This window comes from Billgrantia lactosivorans, assembly GCF_003254665.1.
Taxonomy (GTDB): Bacteria; Pseudomonadota; Gammaproteobacteria; order Pseudomonadales; family Halomonadaceae; genus Halomonas; species Halomonas lactosivorans.
Genome location: NZ_QHGY01000003.1, coordinates 353,273 through 372,029, shown reverse-complemented (window position 1 = coordinate 372,029; position 18,757 = coordinate 353,273). Strand labels below are relative to the sequence as shown.

At 69.5% G+C, this 18,757-nt stretch carries 19 protein-coding genes; 13 read left to right on the top strand and 6 right to left on the bottom strand.

Features of this window, described 5'->3' with window-relative positions; all coding sequences use genetic code 11:
• The first annotated feature begins 80 nt into the window (after positions 1-80).
• The 3 genes from DIS04_RS10160 to DIS04_RS10150 all read left to right on the top strand — a co-directional run bounded on the left by DIS04_RS10160 (position 81) and on the right by DIS04_RS10150 (position 2,438).
• Positions 81-1,112 carry a LacI family DNA-binding transcriptional regulator gene (locus DIS04_RS10160; RefSeq protein ID WP_111413642.1) on the top strand — a complete coding sequence of 344 codons (1,032 nt, stop codon included), beginning with the start codon at positions 81-83 and terminating at the stop codon, positions 1,110-1,112.
• 135 nt (positions 1,113-1,247) lie between these two features.
• A complete protein-coding gene (locus DIS04_RS10155; protein WP_111413641.1) occupies positions 1,248-1,670 on the top strand; it encodes a cupredoxin domain-containing protein in 423 nt (140 codons plus the stop codon).
• Between the two features lie 78 nt (positions 1,671-1,748).
• Positions 1,749-2,438, top strand: coding sequence for a TVP38/TMEM64 family protein (locus tag DIS04_RS10150; protein WP_111413640.1), 690 nt, complete (start codon positions 1,749-1,751; stop codon positions 2,436-2,438).
• A gap of 10 nt (positions 2,439-2,448) precedes the next feature.
• Here the strand turns inward: DIS04_RS10150 and DIS04_RS10145 are convergent, their stop codons facing one another.
• Complete coding sequence (locus tag DIS04_RS10145; protein ID WP_111413639.1) at positions 2,449-3,372, bottom strand: LysR family transcriptional regulator; 924 nt, start codon at positions 3,370-3,372, stop codon at positions 2,449-2,451.
• A gap of 103 nt (positions 3,373-3,475) precedes the next feature.
• Between DIS04_RS10145 and DIS04_RS10140 the strand changes: the two genes are divergently transcribed.
• Entirely contained in the window at positions 3,476-4,357 is an 882-nt protein-coding gene (locus DIS04_RS10140) for an alpha/beta fold hydrolase (protein ID WP_111413638.1), read from the top strand.
• Positions 4,358-4,379: 22 nt separating this feature from the next.
• On the top strand, positions 4,380-5,453 hold the full coding sequence (locus tag DIS04_RS10135; RefSeq protein WP_111413637.1) for a tartrate dehydrogenase: 1,074 nt from the start codon (positions 4,380-4,382) through the stop codon (positions 5,451-5,453).
• Between the two features lie 83 nt (positions 5,454-5,536).
• Here DIS04_RS10135 and wrbA read toward each other — a convergent pair whose 3' ends face one another.
• Together wrbA and DIS04_RS10125 are read right to left on the bottom strand one after the other, a co-directional pair.
• Entirely contained in the window at positions 5,537-6,133 is a 597-nt protein-coding gene (gene wrbA, locus DIS04_RS10130) for an NAD(P)H:quinone oxidoreductase (protein ID WP_111413636.1), read from the bottom strand.
• Between the two features lie 114 nt (positions 6,134-6,247).
• On the bottom strand, positions 6,248-7,129 hold the full coding sequence (locus DIS04_RS10125) for a class I SAM-dependent methyltransferase (protein ID WP_111413635.1): 882 nt from the start codon (positions 7,127-7,129) through the stop codon (positions 6,248-6,250).
• 207 nt (positions 7,130-7,336) lie between these two features.
• On the opposite strand from DIS04_RS10125, the gene DIS04_RS10120 reads away from it, so the two are divergent.
• From DIS04_RS10120 to iadA, 7 genes are all read left to right on the top strand, one after another.
• Positions 7,337-8,323 (top strand): succinylglutamate desuccinylase, encoded by a 987-nt coding sequence (locus DIS04_RS10120; RefSeq protein ID WP_111413634.1) that lies wholly within the window; start codon positions 7,337-7,339, stop codon positions 8,321-8,323.
• A 236-nt stretch (positions 8,324-8,559) separates the two neighbouring features.
• On the top strand, positions 8,560-9,330 hold the full coding sequence (locus DIS04_RS10115) for an ABC transporter ATP-binding protein (protein WP_111413633.1): 771 nt from the start codon (positions 8,560-8,562) through the stop codon (positions 9,328-9,330).
• A 10-nt stretch (positions 9,331-9,340) separates the two neighbouring features.
• Positions 9,341-10,042: an ABC transporter permease gene (locus tag DIS04_RS10110; RefSeq protein ID WP_111413632.1), complete on the top strand. Its 702-nt coding sequence runs from the start codon at positions 9,341-9,343 to the stop codon at positions 10,040-10,042.
• 1 nt (position 10,043) lies between these two features.
• The gene (locus tag DIS04_RS10105) at positions 10,044-10,778 is read left to right on the top strand and encodes an ABC transporter permease (RefSeq protein WP_111413631.1); all 735 of its coding nucleotides are present in this window, start codon (positions 10,044-10,046) and stop codon (positions 10,776-10,778) included.
• Positions 10,779-10,898: 120 nt separating this feature from the next.
• Positions 10,899-11,663, top strand: coding sequence for a transporter substrate-binding domain-containing protein (locus DIS04_RS10100; protein ID WP_111413630.1), 765 nt, complete (start codon positions 10,899-10,901; stop codon positions 11,661-11,663).
• 354 nt (positions 11,664-12,017) lie between these two features.
• On the top strand, positions 12,018-12,803 hold the full coding sequence (locus tag DIS04_RS10095; protein WP_111413629.1) for a transporter substrate-binding domain-containing protein: 786 nt from the start codon (positions 12,018-12,020) through the stop codon (positions 12,801-12,803).
• A 65-nt stretch (positions 12,804-12,868) separates the two neighbouring features.
• Complete coding sequence (gene iadA, locus DIS04_RS10090; RefSeq protein WP_111413628.1) at positions 12,869-14,017, top strand: beta-aspartyl-peptidase; 1,149 nt, start codon at positions 12,869-12,871, stop codon at positions 14,015-14,017.
• A gap of 8 nt (positions 14,018-14,025) precedes the next feature.
• Here the strand turns inward: iadA and cadR are convergent, their stop codons facing one another.
• Positions 14,026-14,481, bottom strand: a complete 456-nt coding sequence (gene cadR / locus DIS04_RS10085; protein WP_111413627.1) for a Cd(II)/Pb(II)-responsive transcriptional regulator — start codon at positions 14,479-14,481, stop codon at positions 14,026-14,028.
• 79 nt (positions 14,482-14,560) lie between these two features.
• Here cadR and DIS04_RS10080 point away from each other — a divergent pair, with 79 nt between their 5' ends.
• Positions 14,561-16,810, top strand: coding sequence for a heavy metal translocating P-type ATPase (locus DIS04_RS10080; protein ID WP_111413626.1), 2,250 nt, complete (start codon positions 14,561-14,563; stop codon positions 16,808-16,810).
• On the opposite strand, the gene DIS04_RS10075 is transcribed toward DIS04_RS10080, so the two are convergent.
• Positions 16,773-17,492, bottom strand: coding sequence for a glutamine amidotransferase-related protein (locus tag DIS04_RS10075; protein ID WP_111413625.1), 720 nt, complete (start codon positions 17,490-17,492; stop codon positions 16,773-16,775). The genes DIS04_RS10080 and DIS04_RS10075 overlap by 38 nt on opposite strands.
• A gap of 72 nt (positions 17,493-17,564) precedes the next feature.
• Positions 17,565-18,746, bottom strand: a complete 1,182-nt coding sequence (locus tag DIS04_RS10070) for an iron-containing alcohol dehydrogenase (protein WP_218938152.1) — start codon at positions 18,744-18,746, stop codon at positions 17,565-17,567.
• Between the last annotated feature and the right edge of the window lie 11 nt (positions 18,747-18,757).

Below are 18,757 nucleotides of genomic sequence, written 5' to 3'. Positions count from 1 at the left end.
AGCGCTATCATGATAGCGCTATCATCGTTGTAGATGAGGAAGGGGTCCCCCAGCAAGGAACCGCCAGAAGGATGCGACCAATGTCTAACGAGAGCCCCCCCCAGCGCCGCCGCCGAGGCTCGGAGCAGCCCACCCTGAGGGAAGTGGCCGATGCCGCCGGGGTCTCGCCGATCACCGCCTCGCGCGCGCTCAACAGCCCCGGGCAGGTCAACGCGCGAACCCGCGCCCGGGTGCTCGAGGCCATGGAGCGGCTGGGCTACGTGCCGAACCTGGTGGCCGGCAGCCTGGCCTCGGCGCGCTCGCGCTTCATCGCCGTCATCGTGCCGTCGCTGGCCAACGCCGTGTTCATCGAGGTGATCCAGGGGCTGCAGGAGACCTTCGAGGCCCACGGCTACCAGATCCTGCTCGGCAACACCGACTACGACATCGAGCGCGAGTACCAGCTGATTCGCACCTTCCTCGGCTGGTCCTGCTCGGCGCTGGTGACCGCCGGCCTGCGCCACAGCCCCGCCTGCCGCACTCTGCTCGAGCACTGCGACAAGCCGATCATGGAGGTCATGGAGCTGGGGGCGGCGCTCGATCTCAACGTCGGCCTGGACCACGCCGCAGCGGGTCGCTGCATGGCCCGCCACCTGCTGGAGCGCGGGCACCGCCGGGTGCTCTTCGTCGGCGCCCGCCTGGCCAGCGACTACCGTGCCGAGATGCGCTACCGCGGCCACCGCGAGGCCCTGGAACAGGCCGGGCTCGAGGCCCCGCGGCTGGAGCTCGAGCATCTCGGCAGTCTGGACGCCGGCGCCGCGGGGCTGGAGCGGGCGCTGGAGCGCCACCCCGATATCGGCGCGATTCACTTCGCCAACGACGACCTGGCCACCGGCGCCCTGCTGCACGCCCAGCGGCTCGGCATTCGCGTACCGCACGAGCTGGCCATTGCCGGGTTCAATGGGCTTCCCATCGGCCAGCACATCACCCCCCGCCTGACCACCATCCGCTCACCGCGCCGGCACATGGGGCAGCTCGCCGCGACGGAGGTGCTGCGGCGGCTCGCAGGCAAGCGCGTGCAGCGCCGTCAGCATGACGTCGGCTTCGAGCTGCTGGTCGGCGAGAGCACGTAGTCGACCCGAGCCTCACGCAGGCAGACTGGCCGCAGGCCTTCACCACGCGCTTCGGAGGTCCTGCTATGTTGATGGCAAAGGAGCCTCGGAGGCTGTGCCGCCTGAGGCCCTGCTGGCCGCAACAGACGGTATACGATGAACCTCACGATCCTCGTTCGCCATGCATGCCTGACATTGCTCATCGGCCTGGGGCTGGCCGGGAGCCAGCTACGAGGTGACACTTCGTCCGCGGCAGTGGCCGTCACCGATGACGGCGTGCAGCGGGTCACCCTGGTCGGCGGCAGCTACTACTTCGAACCCGAGCGCATCGTAGTCCGCGCTGGCGTGCCGGTGGAGCTGCAGGTGCGCCGACGGCCGGGCCTCGCCCCGCACAACCTGGTGATCCGCTCCTCGACGATGGGGCTCGACATCGAGGCCTCGCTCGACACCGAGCCGACGACGATCCGCTTTACCCCCAGGGTAGCGGGACGCGTCGAGTTCTACTGCGACAAGCGGCTGCTGTTCCTGCCCAGCCATCGCGAGCGCGGCATGGTCGGCGTGCTGGAGGTGATCGAGTGAAGCTCGCGGCGTGCCCGATTTGGCCGTCGCGAACGGCCCGCCTATGCTGAAGCCACTCCCCCCGCGCAGGCCGCCCGCATGTACCGCAAGGTTCTCCTCGTCCTCGCCGCCCTGGTGACACTCGCCCTGCTGGGGCTGCTGTGGCGGTGGCTGGCCGCGAACGACATGTTCGATGCCAACCGGCTCTTCGGCATGCTGCAGGGCTCGCTGGCCTGGCGTGACCAGCCCTGGGCCGGCGCCGTGGTGGTCGCGGTCTTCGTCGCCGCCTCGATGGTGCTGTTTCCACTGAGCGTGCTGGTGGTGCTGACCGGCCTGATCTTCGGTTCCGTGTGGGGGTTCGTCTATTCGCTGATCGGGACGCTGCTCGGCGCGATCGCCACCTTCTGGCTGGGGCGTTGGCTGGGTCGCGACGCCCTGCTGCGCTACGGCGGCAGGCGGCTGGTGGGGCTTTCGCGCTACCTGGCCGGACGCGGCGTGCGCACCATGACCCTGCTCAACCTGCTGCCCCTGGCACCCTACACCCTGACCAACCTGCTCGCCGGCGCCTTTCACATCCGCTTTCGCGACTACTTGCTGGGCACCTTCATCGGCGCTACCCCGGGAGTGGCCGGGATCATCCTGCTGAGCAGCCAGCTCGGCACGCTGCTGACCGCCCGGGATCGCCGGGAGCTGGCCTGGGCGGCCGGCGGCATCGTCGTCGGCCTGGCCCTGCTCTACGGGCTCAAGCGCTACGCCGACGCTCGCCAGCGGCGCCGGCGCCGCCACTGAGCGCCGGGGGTCAGGTCCCGCTCGTCATCGCCGGCACCCTGCCCGGCACCTGCTCCTCGAGAAAGGCGACGAAGGCGCGCAGGCGCGCCGGCACGTGGCGGCGCTGCTGGTAGACGGCATGGAAGTCGGCGCGTACCCCCTGCCACTCGGGCAGCAGCGCGACCAGCCTGCCGTCCGCCAGGTGCCGGTGCACGTCCCACCATGAGCGCAGCGCGATCCCGTGGCCGTCGAGCGCCAGCCGCACGATCACCTCGCCGTCGTTGCTGGCCAGCGGGCCGACCACCTTGACCGCCTGCTCCGCCGTGTCGTCGTCGCGACGTCGAAAGCGCCACACGCCGAAGTCGCTGTCGTTCTCGCGCAGCACCAGGCAGGGGTGGGCGGCGAGATCGGCGGGCGAGCGCAGCGGCGCCATGCGCGCGACGTAGCCGGGGGAGGCACACAGCACCCGCCGGTTGGCGAGAATTCGCCGTGCCACCAGGCGCGAATCGGGCGGCTCTCCCACCCGGATGCCGACATCGAAGCCCTGCTCGCCCAGGCTCAGCGGATAGTTGGAGAGCTCCAGCGTCGCCTCGACCCCCGGGTGCCTGGCGCAGAAGGCCGACAGCAGCGGCGCCACGTGGCAACGGCCGAAGCCGAAGGTGGCGTTGACCCGCAGCGGTCCCGAGAGAGCGGCCTGCTGCTCGCCCAGCGCCTCCTCCAGTTCGGCCAGCTCCTCGAGGATGGCCGCGCCGCGCTCCAGGTAGCGTTCGCCCTCGGCGGTCAGGCTCAGCCGGCGCGTGGTGCGGCTGGCCAGTTCCACGCCCAGGCGCGCCTCGAGCTGCTTGAGGCGCTTGCTCACCGCCGACAGCGACAGGCCCAGGTCGCGTGCCGTGCCGGTCAGGCTCCCGGCGCGGGCCAGTTGCTGGAAGAAGACCAGGTCGTCGAGCTGCGCCATGTCATTCTCCACTCTCGTTCAACAATGGGTTTCCATTCAGCCCGATTATCTCCGTGAAGCCAAGGGCTAGACTGGGGGCAGCCCGGATCCGGAGGAAGCACCCATGTTCGAGGGGTTCCGCACGTTCGACATCGCCCACGGCGACATTCGCATCCACGGCCCTATCGGCGGCTCGGGGCCGCCCCTGCTGCTGCTGCACGGCCACCCCCAGACCCACGTGATCTGGCATCGCCTGGCCGAACCGCTGGCCCGCCGCTTCACCGTGGTGGCCACCGACCTGCGCGGCTACGGCGACTCGTCGAAGCCACCCGGCGAGCCGAACCACGCCAACTACAGCAAGCGCGCCATGGCCGCGGACCAGGTCGCGGTCATGCGCGAGCTGGGCTTCGAGCGCTTCTTCCTCTGCGGCCACGATCGTGGCGGGCGCGTCGCCCATCGCCTGGTCATGGATCACCCCGCGGCGGTGGAGAAGCTGATGCTGCTCGACATCGCCCCCACGCTTGCCATGTACGAGCAGACCGACCGCACCTTCGCCACCGCCTACTTCCACTGGTTCTTCCTGATCCAGCCCTCGCCGCTGCCGGAAACCCTGATCGAGGCCTCGCCCGAGGACTACATCACCCGCACCATGGGCGGGCGGCATGCCAGCCTCGACGCCTTCGACCCGGCGGCCATCGCCGAGTACCAGCGCTGCCTGGCCCAGCCCGGCGCGGCGCACGCCCTGTGCGAGGACTACCGCGCCAGCAACGGCATCGACCTCGCCCACGACCGCGCCGACCGAGAGGCGGGGCGCCGTATCGCCTGCCCGGTCGGCGTGCTGTGGGGGAAGCACGGCATCATCGAGCGCTGCTTCGACCCCCTGGCGGAGTGGCGCGCCGTGGCCGAGCGGGTCGAGGGCGAAGCCCTGCCCTGCGGCCACTACCTCCCCGAGGAGGCGCCCGAGGCCCTGCTCGACCACCTCAATCGCTTCATGATCCACGACTGATCCACCACCCGAGGAGCCCATCATGACCCATCGTATCGCTGTGATTCCCGGCGACGGCATCGGCCAGGAAGTCGTCCCGGAAGGCCTGCGCGTGCTCGAAGCCGCCGCCAGTCGCTTCGGCATCGAGCTGGCCTTCGAGCACTTCGACTTCGCCTGCTGCGACTACTACGCCAGGCACGGCCAGATGATGCCCGACGACTGGTTCGACCAGCTCAAGGACTTCGACGCCATCTTCTACGGCGCCGTGGGCTGGCCCGACACGGTGCCGGACCACGTCTCGCTGTGGGGCTCGCTGCTGCAGTTCCGCCGTCGGTTCGACCAGTACATCAACCTGCGCCCGTGCAAGCTGCTGCCGGGCATCAGGAGCCCGCTGGCCGACCGCAAGCCCGGCGACATCGACTTCTACGTGGTGCGCGAGAACACCGAGGGCGAGTACTCCAGCGTCGGCGGCAAGATGTTCGAGGGCACCGAGCGCGAAGTGGTGATCCAGGAGACGGTGATGACCCGCACCGGGGTCGACCGGGTACTGAAGTTCGCCTTCGACCTGGCCCAGAGCCGGCCGCGGAAGAAGCTCACCTCGGCGACCAAGTCCAACGGCATCGCCATCACCATGCCGTGGTGGGACGAGCGGGTCGCGGCGATGGGCGAACGCTACCCGGGGGTCGCCGTCGACAAGTTCCACATCGACATCCTGACCGCCAACTTCGTCATGCATCCCGACTGGTTCGACGTGGTGGTGGCCAGCAACCTGTTCGGCGACATCCTCTCCGACCTGGGCCCGGCCTGCACCGGCACCATCGGCGTGGCGCCCTCGGCCAACATCAATCCCGAGGGCACCTTCCCCAGCCTGTTCGAACCGGTCCACGGCAGCGCCCCGGACATCGCCGGCAAGGGCATCGCCAACCCCATCGGCCAGATCTGGTCCGGCGCCATGATGCTCGAGCACCTGGGCCACAAGGAGGCCTCCGACGCCATCGTCGACGCCTTCGAGGCGGTGCTGGCGGACGCCGATCCGACCGTGCTGACGCCCGACGTTCGCGGCCAGGGCACGACCGCGACCCTGGGCCAGGCGATCGCACGGCGCCTGCAGGGCTGATCAACCGCAGCGGCCTGGGCCAGGCGGCCCATGCCGACCAGAGAAGGCGCGGCGTTGGCCGCGCCTTCGTCGTGTCGGTGAAATCAGCCGGCCAGCCTGGCCGCGATTTCGGCGACGTTGCGGCCCTGCAGGCGAGCCAGCTCCAGCTCGTGCTCCGTCGGCTGGCGCGAGCCATCGGGGCCGGCCAGCGTCGAGGCGCCGTAGGGCGAACCGCCCTGCACGCTGGAGATGTCGAACTGCGACTCGAGGCCATAGCCGAGCGGCAGGATCAGCATGCCGTGATGCGCCAGCGTGGTCCACGAGGTGAGGATGGTGGTCTCGTTGCCGCCCCCCGTGCCGGTCGAGGTGAACACGCTGCCCACCTTGCCGCGCAGCGCCCCCTTGGCCCACAGGCTGCCGGTCTGGTCGAGGAAGGTGCGCATCTGCCCGGTCATGTTGCCGAAGCGGGTCGGCGTGCCGATGATCACGGCGTCGTAGTCGGCCAGTTCCTGGGGCCTGGCCTCGGGGGTATCGAAGGTCTTGCCGCCGGCCTTGGCAAAGGCCTCGGGGTCCATCGTCTCGGGCACGCGCTTGACCGCGACGTCGGTTCCCGCCACTTGGCGGGCACCCTCCGCCACGGCCTGGGCCAGGGTGTCGATATGGCCGTACATGGAGTGGTAGAGCACGAGTACCTTGGTCATCTTGCGCCTCCTTTCTGCGTTGCCGTCGAGCCGGCACAGCCGGCGAGTGCCTTCAGCATAGAAAGGAACGCGGTGAAGAAAAGCGAAGCATTTCGTCCTGGCGTTTCGAATTTATCATCGAGTGCGTCGCCACCCGCCCTGCAGCACGCGGACCTTGCCGGCGGCGAGGTTGTCGCGCAGGTTACGCCCCATGCGGGCAAACTCCGCGCCGAAGATCAGTGCCGGCCCCGGCAGCCCGGCCGCCTCGGAAGCGCCGTCACGCCGGCCCGGCGCCTGCCGCCAGGCCAGCGCCGCGTCGGTGACGTCTGCCACGGCGAAGGGTTCGAAGCCGGCCAGCGCCATGGCGCGCTCGAGCCGCTCGCGGCTTCGCAGGTGGCTGGTGGCCGGGGTACTCGCCCAGGGTACCGGCAGCGCCAGCGGCTCGGGATTGTCGCCGGCCACCAGCTCGTGCAGCAGCACGCGGCCGCCCGGTGCCAGCAGGCGCCGCCACTCGGCCAGCACCCGCGGCACCTGCGGCATGTTCATCAACGCATGCTGGCACCACACCACCTCGACGCCGCCCGCCGCCAGCGGCACGCGGGCGGCGTCGCTGCACACGAAACGGCTCCGCTCGGCGAGGCCGGTGGCCGCGCCGAGCCAGCCCGCCACCTCGACGAAGGCAGCGGTGATGTCGACCCCGATGACCTCGCAGCCGTACTCGGCAGCCAGCAGCCGGCTGGCGCCGCCGGTGCCGCAGCCGACGTCGAGCACGCGCTCGCCGCCGCGCAGCTCGCCCAGCGCCGCCAGGGCGCGGCTGGCGCTGCGCCCGCCGAGATGCAGCTGGTCGATGCCGGCCACGTCGTCGAGGCTCAAGCAGCCGGGGTCGCGCCCCGCCGCCAGGAACGCCTCGCGCAGGCGGGCCAGCAGGGGACGGCCGGCGCTGGCGGAGGCGGCGTCGTAGTGGTCATCGAGCCGGCGGCCCGGGTCACGAGGCGCGTCCGTGAGAGCGATTGGCATGGCAGGCTCCTTCGCCGTCGGTAAGGGCAGGCAGCGCCAGCTTAGCCCGCGCCTGGCCTCGGCCCCATTGGCCAAAGGTCGGCCGGAGCAGTTTCAATATCGCACCCGGGCTTTCACCAGCCCGACGCACGAGCTTGCGATGCGGCCCCGCGCGCAGGATGGTGGCCTTGGTCTCAACAACGCACTCACAACCGACCCGGACATCCCATGCTGTCGGAATGGATCGAGCTGAGCCTGGAAGACGCCACGCCCCAGTCGCGCCGCGGCAAGCTTCCTGGCGGCACCTATACCCTGCACGAAGCGGGCATCCTCGAGCTGACGCCCGACGCCTGTCGCGACGAAGCGCGCGCCTGCGTGCTCTCGGCCGGCATCCACGGCAACGAGACCGCCCCCATCGAACTGCTGGGGGCGTGTCTCGCCCGCCTCGAGGCGGGCCTGCTGACGCTGGGTGCCCCGGTGCTGGTGATCCTGGGCAACCTCGAGGCGATCCGCCGCGCCGAGCGCTACGTGCACACCAATCTCAACCGCCTGTTCCGCCGAGACCTCGACGAGACCGGCATGGAAGCGGAGCGTGCCCGCCTGCTGATGAGCGCCGTGGACGCCTTCTTCGCCCGTCACCCGGGGCGCGAGCGCCTTCACTACGACCTGCACACGGCGATCCGCGGCAGCCGCTACCCACGCTTCGTGGTCGAACCCTTCGCCGACACCGCGACACGCCTGCAGCAGTGGCACTGGCTGGCCGCGGCGGACATCCAGGCGGTGCTGCACCAGCATCAGCACAGCTGGACCTTCTCGCACTATTCCAAGCATCATCATCAGGCCCAGGCCTTCACCCTGGAGCTGGGGCGTGCCCTGCCCTTCGGCCACAACGACCTCGCGGCACTGGCGCCCATGGCACGCCTGCTCGAGGCGCTGCTCGCCGGACGCGAACCGCCAGGCGACGCCCCCTCGCGCATGGTGTTCTTCCGCGTGGCCCACGAGCTGATGCGCCACTCCGAGGACTTCCGCCTGTGCTTCGCCGACGACACGCCGAACTTCACCGAATTCCAGCCCGGCGCGCGGCTCGCCGAGGATGCCGAGGCCGGCCCCTTCGTCGTCGAGGCGGCTCCGCTCTACGTGGTGTTCCCCAATGCCGAGGTGGAACTGGGCGCCCGCGCCGCGCTGCTGGCCCGTCCCATCCCGCCACCCGGCTGAGCCTGACAAACATCTGCAGAAACCGATAAAAGCAGCAATTTTTTCTTGCCTCAGAACAATAACCAGGAGTCTTTTGATGACACTCACCCCTTCACCTTTCGACCATCGTCCCATGAACCGGGCCTACGTTCGCTCTGTCGAAAGCCCTCGGGCCTGGTAGAATCGCCCCTTTTTCGCGCCTGCCCGCTTAAACCGGCCGTCGCCCCGGCGACTCGTCCCGATCTGGAGCCCGTTTCATGGCCGATACCCCGATTCCCCTCGAAGTGCGCAACATCAAGAAGCGCTTCGGCGATACCGAAGTCCTCAAGGGCCTCTCCCTGCAGGCCCGCAAGGGCGACGTCATCACCCTGATCGGAGCCTCCGGCTCCGGCAAGAGCACCTTCCTGCGCTGCATGAACCTGCTCGAGCAGCCCGACGAGGGCGACCTGATCGTCCACGGCGAGGAGATCCGCTTCAGGCAGACCCGCCACGGCCGCGAGCCGGCGGACTGGAACCAGGTGGTGCGCATGCGCGCCAAGCTGTCGATGGTGTTCCAGAGCTTCAACCTGTGGTCGCACATGACGCTGCTGGAAAACGTCATCGAGGCGCCGATTCACGTGCTCGGCAAGTCGAAGAAGGAAGCCGTCGAGCATGCCCGTGGATTGCTTGAGCGAGTCGGCCTGACCGCCCGCGCCGACGCCTACCCGGCGCAGATGTCGGGTGGCCAGCAGCAGCGCGGGGCGATTGCCCGGGCGCTGGCCATGGACCCCGAGGTGATGCTGTTCGACGAGCCCACCTCGGCGCTCGACCCGGAACTGGTCGGCGACGTGCTCAAGGTCATGCGCGACCTGGCCGAGGAGGGCCGCACCATGGTCGTGGTCACCCACGAGATGGGCTTCGCCCGCGACGTGTCGAGCCAGGTGATCTACCTGCACCAGGGCGTGATCGAAGAGGCCGGGCCGCCCCAGGACGTGCTGGTCAACCCCACCTCGCCGCGCCTCCAGCAGTTCCTGGCGCCGAAGTACTGAGGGAGACACCATGCTCGATCTTCAAGGCTACGGCCCGCGCCTGCTCGAAGGCGCCGGCGTCACCCTGCAACTGGCGGTGCTGTCACTGGCGCTGGCCATCGTGCTCGGCCTGTTGACCGCCAGCGCCAAGATGTCGCGCAGCTGGCTGCTGCATCGCACGGCCACGCTCTATACCACGCTGATTCGCGGCGTGCCCGACCTGGTGTTGATGATGCTGCTGTTCTTCGGCGGCCAGATGGGGCTCAACCTGCTCACCGACAAGCTCTACGACCAGTTCGGCGTGGATTGGTACATCGATCTCAATGCCTTCGTCGCCGGCGTGATCACCATCGGCTTCATCTTCGGCGCCTACATGGGCGAGACCTTCCGCGGCGCCTTCATGGCAGTGGATGAGGGTCAGGTCGAAGCGGCCAAGGCCTACGGCATGGGCTCCTGGCTGCTGTTCCGCCGCATTCGCTTCCCGCTGATGATGCGTCACGCCCTGCCGGGGCTCTCCAACAACTGGATGGTGCTGCTCAAGACCACCGCGCTGGTCTCGGTGATCGGCCTCACCGACATGGTGCGCGTCGCCGCCGAGGCCTCCCGCGCCACCCACGAGCCGTTCACCTTCCTGATCCCCGTGGCGGCCATCTACCTGCTGATCGCCAGCGTGTCGGAGTGGATCTTCGCCCGCCTACAGAAGCGCTACAACGTCGGCTTCGGGGAGCACTGAGATGGAACAACTCGACCAATGGCTCGCCGCCCTGCTGGATGGCAACGTCATCTTCACCCCGCAGACCCTCGGCTACTACTGGACCGGACTGGTCACCACCGCGCAGCTGGTGTTCCTGTCGCTGCTGATCGGGCTGGTGCTGGCGGTTCCGCTGGCGATCCTGCGCGGCTCGAAGCATCGCTGGATCAAGCTGCCGGTCTACTTCTACACCTACGTGTTTCGCGGCACGCCGCTGCTGGTGCAGCTCTACATCATCTACTACGGCGTGGTGTTCGTGGACGGCATCCAGCAGAGCATGTTCTGGCCCATCCTCAAGGAGGCCTTCTATCCGGCGCTGATCGCCTTCACCCTCAACACCGCCGCCTATACCACCGAGATCTTCCATGGCGCGATCAAGGCCACTTCGCGCGGCGAGATCGAGGCGGCACGGGCCTACGGCATGTCTCAGGGCCTGATGATGCGCCGCATCATCCTGCCCAGCGCCTTCCGCCGCGCCCTGCCGGCCTACGGCAACGAGGTGATCTTCATGCTGCACGCCAGCGCCATCGCCAGCGTGGTCACGCTGATGGACATCACCGGCGCGGCGCGCTTCGTCTACGCGCGCTACTACGCGCCCTTCGAAGCCTTCATCTTTGCCGCGGCGATCTATCTGTGCCTGACCTTCATGATCCTCTACCTCTTCCGCTACCTGGAGAAGCGGCTGCTGGCGCACCTCAAGCCGCTGAGCGGGAACTGACCAGCGTCAAACAGGCGTTGGAAAAACCGCGCCCGGGGACTTTCGGCTCCGGCGCGGCTGCGCTAAATTCAGGCGCGACGTCATCCTTACGATGCACGAATGAAAACAAGGAACTGAACGATGAAAAAACTGCTGACCGTATCCCTGCTGGGCGTCGCCATTGCCGCCGGCACCGCCCAGGCCCGCGAGTACGATCACGTCCGCTTCGGCGTCGACGTGCCCTACGAGCCGATGGAGTACCGCACCCCCGACGGCGAGCTGACCGGCTTCGACATCGAGCTGGGCAACGCCATGTGCGAAGAGATCGGCGTGACCTGCGAGTGGATCGAGCAGGAGTGGGACGGCATCATCCCCGGCCTGCTGTCGCGCAAGTACGACGCCATCATGTCCTCGATGACCATCAACGATGAGCGTCGCGAGACCGTGCTGTTCTCGGATGCGTACATCACGCCGCCCTCGGCCTGGTTCGCCCCCGCCGACCTCGACCTCGAGGAGCCCACCCCCGAGGCGCTCGACGGCATGACCATCGGCGTGCAGCGCGGCACCCTGCAGGACAACTACGTCACCGACCTCTACGGCGACGTGGCCGAGGTCAGCCGCTACTCCACCGCCGACGACATGGTGCTGGACATGGAGGCCGAGCGCCTCGACATCGTCTTCCTCGACTTCCCGGTCGGCAAGTCCACCCTGCTCGACAGCGAGGAGCGAGAGTACAAGGTCGTGGGCGAGACCATCACCGAGCCCAAGGAGTACTTCGGCGACGGCTTCGGCATCGCCTTCCGCCCGCGCGACGAGGCGCTGGCCGAGCGCTTCAACGAGGCCCTGGCCAAGCTGAAGGAAGACGGCACCTACGACGAGATCTACGATCGCTATTTCGAGGAGTAAGCGCACGCCTCTGCCCTCCCCGGCGGCGCCGGGGAGGGGTTGACAGCCCGGCCGACCTGGCCGACAGTCGATCTTCCAACGCATCGCATCGGGACAGCGTCCATGATCGATTCCATCACCCAACTTCGCCCAGCGCTCGAGGCCTACCGCTGTTTCTTCGACAGCTTCTACCTCAGCGAATGGTTCGACGAATAAGCCCTTCCCGCGGCCTTCCCGGCCGTACCGGCACGCCCGTGCCAGCCGATGCATCACGGACCCTGCGCCCGTGATCGCATGATCCGTTGCCGCCCCTGCGCGGCGAATCCGTAGCCACAGCACCGCACCACAACAACTGCCTTCCCGGGAGGAAGACTCATGCGTCCTATCCATCTGTTCCTGGCTGCCGGCCTGGCCGCCAGCCTGTTCACCGGCGTTACCCAGGCCCGCGACGACGACGACATTCGCCTCGGCGTCGACGTGCCCTACGAACCCTTCATGTTCCGCACCCCCGACGGGGAGCTGACCGGCTTCGAGATCGAGCTGGGCAACGCCGTGTGCGACTACCTCGAGGCCAACTGCACCTGGGTGGAGCAGGATTGGGATGGCATCATCCCGGGCCTGCTGGCGCGCAAGTACGACGCCATCCTGTCGTCGATGTCGATCACCGAGGAGCGCGCCCAGCAGGTGCTGTTCTCCGAGCCCTACTACACCACCCCGAGCGCCTGGATCACCGCCAACGACCGCGACATCGACATCGAGGACCGCGACAGCCTCGAGGGACTCGTGGTCGGCGTGCAGCGCGCCACGCTGCAGGACAACTACGTCACCGAACTCTACGGCGACGTGCTGGAGATCCGCCGCTACACCAGCGCCGACGACGTGGTTACCGACCTGCGCGCCGGCCGCCTCGACCTGACCTTCATGGACTACCCGGTGGCGGAGTCCTCGATCGCCATCGACACCAAGGGCAGCGACTTCCAGCGCATCAGCGGTTTCATCAAGGAGCCCGAGCACATCTTCGGCCAGGGCGTGGGGGTGGCGTTCCGCAAGCGCGACCGGGAGCTGGCCGAGCGCTTCAACGAGGCCCTCGCCGCGCTCAAGGAGGACGGCACCTACGACGCGCTGATGGAGAAGTACTTCAACTACGATATCAAGCTGTAACGCGGCTTGAGCCAACCCCGCGAACGCCGGCCCGAGCCGGCGTTCGCCATGAACGAGGAGCCAGAATGCTGACCCTGCTGAAGAACGCCCGCCTCCACGCGCCGCGCGCCATGGGGCTGTGCCACCTGCTGATCGCCGACCGCCGCCTCGCCGCCGTGGTGCCGGCCGACCAGGGGGCGCCGGCGGGCGGCGAGGCGATCGAGCAGATCGATCTCGAGGGGCGCCGGGTGATCCCCGGCCTGGTCGACCCGCTGGTACACTTCATCGGCGGCGGCGGCGAGGGCGGATTCGGCACGCGCACCGCCGAACTGACGCGGGAGGCCGCGCTGGCCTCGGGGGTCACCACCCTGGTGGGCGCGCTCGGCACCGACGCGCTGACCCGCACCCCGGCCAACCTGCTGGGCAAGGCGCGCGAACTCGCCGCGGGGGGCCTGACCACCTACTGCTACACCGGCTCCTACCAGCTGCCGCCGGTGACGCTGACCGGCTCGGTGGGCAGCGACATTCTCTTCATTCCCGAGTTCATCGGCGTGGGCGAGGTGGCGATCAGCGACCACCGCGGCTCGCAGCCCTCCGCCTTCGAGCTGGCACGCCTGGCCTCGGAGGCCCGCACCGCCGGCATGCTGGCGGGAAAGTCGGGCATCGTCTTCATACACACCGGCGACGCCCCGTCCCACCTGGAACCGCTGCGCGAGGCGGCCCGCGACAGCGCCATCCCGCTCGCCCAGTTCCTGCCGACCCATATCAACCGCACCGCGGCGCTGTTCGAGGACGGCCTGCGCTTCGCCCGCGAGGGCGGGCGCATCGACTTCACCACCAGCACCACGCCGGAACTGCTGGCGGGCGGCGAAGTCGCCGCCGCCGAGGCCGTGGCGCGCGCCCTGCACGCCCGCGTCGAGCCGTCGCGCATCACCCTCTCGTCGGATGCCAACGCCTCGCTGCCGCGCTTTGACGCCCAGCGCCGCTTCGTCGGCCTCGAGCCGGGCCGGCTCGCCAGCCTGTTCGAGGTGCTCGGCGAGTGCGTCGAACAGCACGGCATCGCTCTGGAGCAGGCCCTCGGGGTGGCCAGCAGCCACGCCGCCGACGCGCTCGGCCTGGCCGCCAAGGGGCGGCTCGGACCCGGCCGCGACGCCGACCTGCTGGTGCTGGCCGAGGGCGAGTGGGCCATCGACGAGGTCTGGGCCCTGGGCCGGCGGGTGTTTCGGCGGGGCTGAACGGGAACTCAACGGCCGCCGTGCGGCCCCGGCACGTGGCTGGCGTCGAGGCTCTCCGGAAGCTCTTGCGGCACCGGCTGGGCCAGCTCCTGGAGAATGCCGCAGCGGCTGGAGTCGGTCTCGCCGTTGCAGCGCGAGCGCAGCGTCGCCAGCGCCTCGCGCAGCGCCTGGAGCTGCTCGATGCGTGCCTCGACGTGGGCCAGGTGATCGTCGATCAGGCCGTTGACCGCATTGCACGGCTGGCACGGGTGGTCGTGGTAGTCGAGCAGGGTGCGGATCTCGTCGAGCGTCATGTCCAGCGTGCGGCAGTGGCGGATGAAGCGCAGCCGCTCGGCATGGGGCTCGGCATAGAGCCGGTAGTTGGCGCTCGAGCGCGCGGGCTCGGGCAACAATCCCTCGCGCTCGTAGTAGCGGATGGTTTCCACCGGGCAGCCGGTGCGGGTGGCCAGTTCGCCGATTTGCATTGTCACCTCACTCATCGCTTGACCCTGTAGTGGCTACAGGGTGTGTCATTACCATAGTCGATGACACGGAGCCCTTGCCATGGCCGAACGACCCTGCTGCTCGAGCGGCGCCTGCAGCACCGACACCGCCACTGCCCCGCCGCGGGGGGGAGCTTCCTCAGATAGCCAGACGTTGCGCCTGCGCATCGAGGCGATGTGCTGCCCTACCGAGGAGGGGCTGCTGCGCCGGGCGCTGGAGGACATGCCGGGCATCGAGCGGCTCGACTTCGACCTGATCGGCCGCCGGCTCACCGTGCACCATCGCGAGGTGGCTGAGGAGGCGATCCGGCGCCGTATCGCCGCCACCGGCATGACCGCCGAGCGCGATGACCCGAGCCAGCGCACGGCGCCGGTCGCCAGCGACGAGGCGCCATGGTGGAAGATCGGCGCCGCCGCCGCGCTCGCCCTGGGAGCCGAGGCCGGCCACTGGCTAGAATTGGCCGAGCCCTGGCTCGGCGCCGCGCTGGCCCTGGCGGCCATCGGCCTGGTCGGCCTGCCAACCTGGAAGAAGGGCTTCATCGCCCTGCGCCACCGCACGCTCAACATCAACGCCCTGATGAGCGTGGCGGTGACCGGCGCGCTGCTGATCGGCCAGTGGGCCGAGGCGGCGATGGTACTGGTGCTGTTCACCCTGGCCGAGCGCATCGAGGCGCGCTCGCTGGGCCGGGCGCGCAACGCCATCCGCGAGCTGCTCTCGCTGGCCCCGGAAAACGCCAGCGTGCGCCAGCCCGACGGCAGTTTCCGCAGCGTGGCGGCCAGCGAGGTTGCGGTGGGCAGCCTGGTGCGGGTGCGTGCCGGCGAGCGCCTGGCGCTGGACGGCAGCGTCTCCCAAGGCCACCCGGCACTGGACGAATCCCCCATCACCGGCGAGAGCCTGCCGGTCGACAAGGCGCCGGGCGAGGCCGTGTTCGCCGGCAGCGTCAATCAGGGCAGCGAGTTCCTCTACCGCACCACTCGCGCCGCCGCCGACACCACCCTGGCCCGCATCATCCACACCGTCGAGCAGGCCCAGGCCAGCCGCGCGCCGACCCAGCGCTTCATCGACCGCTTCGCCGCCGTCTACACCCCTACGGTATTCGCCCTTGCCCTGCTGGTGGCGCTCACCCTGCCGTGGCTGCTGGGCATCGGCTGGCTCGAAGGCACCTATCGCGCCCTCGTGCTGCTGGTGATCGCCTGCCCCTGCGCGCTGGTGATCTCGACCCCGGTGACCATCGTCAGCGGCCTGGCCGCCGCCGCGCGCTCGGGCATTCTGATCAAGGGCGGCAACGTGCTCGAGCAGGGCTATCGCCTCACGACGCTGGCCTTCGACAAGACCGGCACCCTGACCCGGGGCCGCCCCGCGCAGCGCGCCTGGCAGCCGCTCGACCCGACGCTGGACCAAGCCGCCCAGGCCAGGCTGCGCGCCCTGGCGGCGGGGCTCGCCGCACGCTCGTCGCACCCGGTATCGGCGGCCCTGGCTCGCGCCGCCGAGGCGGACGGCGTCGCCCCCCTGGAGGTGAGCGAGGTGCACGAGCTGGCCGGCCACGGCGTAATCGCGCAGTTCGAAGGACGGGCCGTATGGCTCGGCAATCGCCGGCTGATGCAGCGGTTCGCAACGACCGACGAGACACTCGACGCCCAGCTGGCCGAACACGAGGCCCGCGGCGAAACACTGGTGCTCCTGGGCGAAGCGAGCCGGCCGCTGGCGCTGTTCGCCGTCGGCGACCCGCTGCGTGTGGAGAGCCGCGAGGCCATCGAGGCGCTGCATCGCCTGGGCGTGACCACGCTGATGCTGAGCGGCGATACCCCCGCGAGCGTGGCCGCGGTGGCGGCCCAGGCGGGCATCGACGAGGCCCACGGCTCGCTACTGCCGGAGGACAAGCTGGCGATGATCGAGGCCCGCGCTCAGCATGGCCCGGTGGGCATGGTCGGCGACGGCATCAACGACGCCCCGGCGCTGGCCCGCGCCGACATCGGCTTCGCCATGGGCGCACTGGGCAGCGACGCCGCCATCGAGACCGCCGACGTGGCCTTGATGGACGACGACCCGCGCCGCCTGGCGGACTTCCTGCGACTGTCGCGCCGCACGCGCGGCATCCTGGTGCAGAACATCGCCCTCGCCCTGGGCCTCAAGGCGGTGTTCATGGCGCTCGCCTTCGGCGGCCACGCCACCCTGTGGATGGCGGTGTTCGCCGACATGGGCGCCAGCCTGATCGTGGTGGCCAACGGGCTGAGGCTGCTGCGCCCGAGCGGTGGCACGCGGGCGCAGCCGGTCAGGCGCGCGCCGCTATCGCACGCCGCAGGAAATTGAGGATCCAGCGCGCCATCAGGGTGTCGTCGACCTCGATGGCAAGCGAGTTCTGCCCTTCGCGCACGCGCTCGTCGCCGACCAGCTCGCGGCGCAGCGCCATCAGGTCGCGCGAGTATTCCTTGGTGAATTCAGGGTGGCCCTGCACGCCGAGGAAATGCTCGCCGATCTGCATCAGGTAGTGGGGGCAGAAGTCGCTGCCGCCGACGACGATGGCCTCGGGCGGCAGCGCCTCGACCTGGTCCTGGTGGCTGACCAGCAGGTCGAGCCCCGGCTGCCAGGGCTCCATCCACTCGGCCCGCGCCGTGACGCGGTTGAACGACATGCCGACGCCCCAGCCGCGTTCGCTCTTGACCACCTCGCCGCCCAATGCCCTCGCCATCAGCTGATGGCCGAAGCAGATGCCCACCAGCGGCTTGCCGGCCCGCCACAGCTTGCGCACGAAGTCGCTCAGGTCGTCGACCCAGGCCAGCCCATCGTTGACGCCGTGCTTCGAGCCGGTGGTCATCCAGGCGTCGACGGCCTCGATGTCGTCGGGGATCTCGCCGTCGAGACAGCGCCACACCCGGAATTCCAGCGTGGGGTCGACCCGCTGGAACAGGGCGGCGAACATCGCCGGGTAGTTGCCGTGGGCCTCGCGCAGCTCCGGCGCCACGTCATCGCACTGCAGTAGCCCGATGCGCATCGGTGAATCTCCTTTGATTGGACCTTGCCTGGTCTCCCTGCCCGCCAGCCGCGGCACGGCGGCCGGCTTCGTTCACAGACGGCCCTCCGCGGCGGCGACGAAGATGCCGCGGTACTCGTCGGCGTCGAAGGCGACCGGGTTGCTGCCCGACGACGGGTCCGCCACCGCCATGCGCCCGACCTTGTCGGCCTGGCGTGTGTCGATGCCGAGCTCCGCCAGGGAGTGCGGGATGCCGAGACGCTCGCGCAGCGCCAGCACCCAGTCGATCACCGCGGCCGTGCCCGGCTGGTCGAGGTTGAGATAGCGTCCCAGGCGTACCATCGGCTCGCCGATGGCGCGTTCGTTGGCACGCAGCACGTAGGGCATCAGCACCGCGTTCAGGGTTCCGTGGTGGGCATCGTAAAGCGCCCCGAGCGGATGCGCCAGCGCGTGCATGGCGCCCAGACCGCGCTGGAAGGCGGTGGCGCCCATGCTCGACGCCACCAGCATGTTCATGCGCGCCTCGAGATCGTGGCCGTCGCTGTAGGCACGCTGCAGGTAGAGGTCGATGCGGCGCATGCCCTCCACGGCGATGCCCTCGGCCATGGGGTGGTAGAACGGCGAGCACCACGCCTCCAGGCAGTGCGACAGCGCATCCATGCCGGTGGCGGCAGTGATCGCCGGCGGCAGCCCCACGGTGAGCTCGGGGTCGAGGATCACCGTGGCCGGCACCATGGCGGGGTGGAAGATGATGCGCTTGACGTGTTCCGCCTCGTCGGTGATCACCGAGGCGCGTCCCACCTCGGAGCCGGTGCCGGCGGTGGTCGGCACGGCGACGATAGGGGCGATGGCCTGGGCGTCGGCGTTCTTCCAGTTGTCGCCGACATCCTCCAGTGACCACAGCGACAGCCCCTCGCGCTGGTTGGCCATCAGCGCCACCGCCTTGGCGGCGTCGAGCCCCGAACCGCCGCCGAAGGCGATCACGCCGTCGTGGCTGCCGTTGCGGAAGGCGGCCATGCCGTCGAGTACGTTGCGCCCGGTGGGGTTGCCCTTGACCTGGCTGAACACGGCAATGCGCAGGCCGGCGTCCTGGCACGCCTGCACGCACTGCTGCACCATCGGCAGCGCCGCCAGGCCGGGGTCGGTGACCAGCAGCGGCGCGCCCATGCCCAGCGCCTGGCACGCCTGGGGCAGGTCACGAATGCGCCCCGCCCCGGTGAGGATGTGGGTGGGGTAGTTCCAGCCCATGGTGTAGTGGTTCATGTCGTGGCTCATGGCGCTCTCCT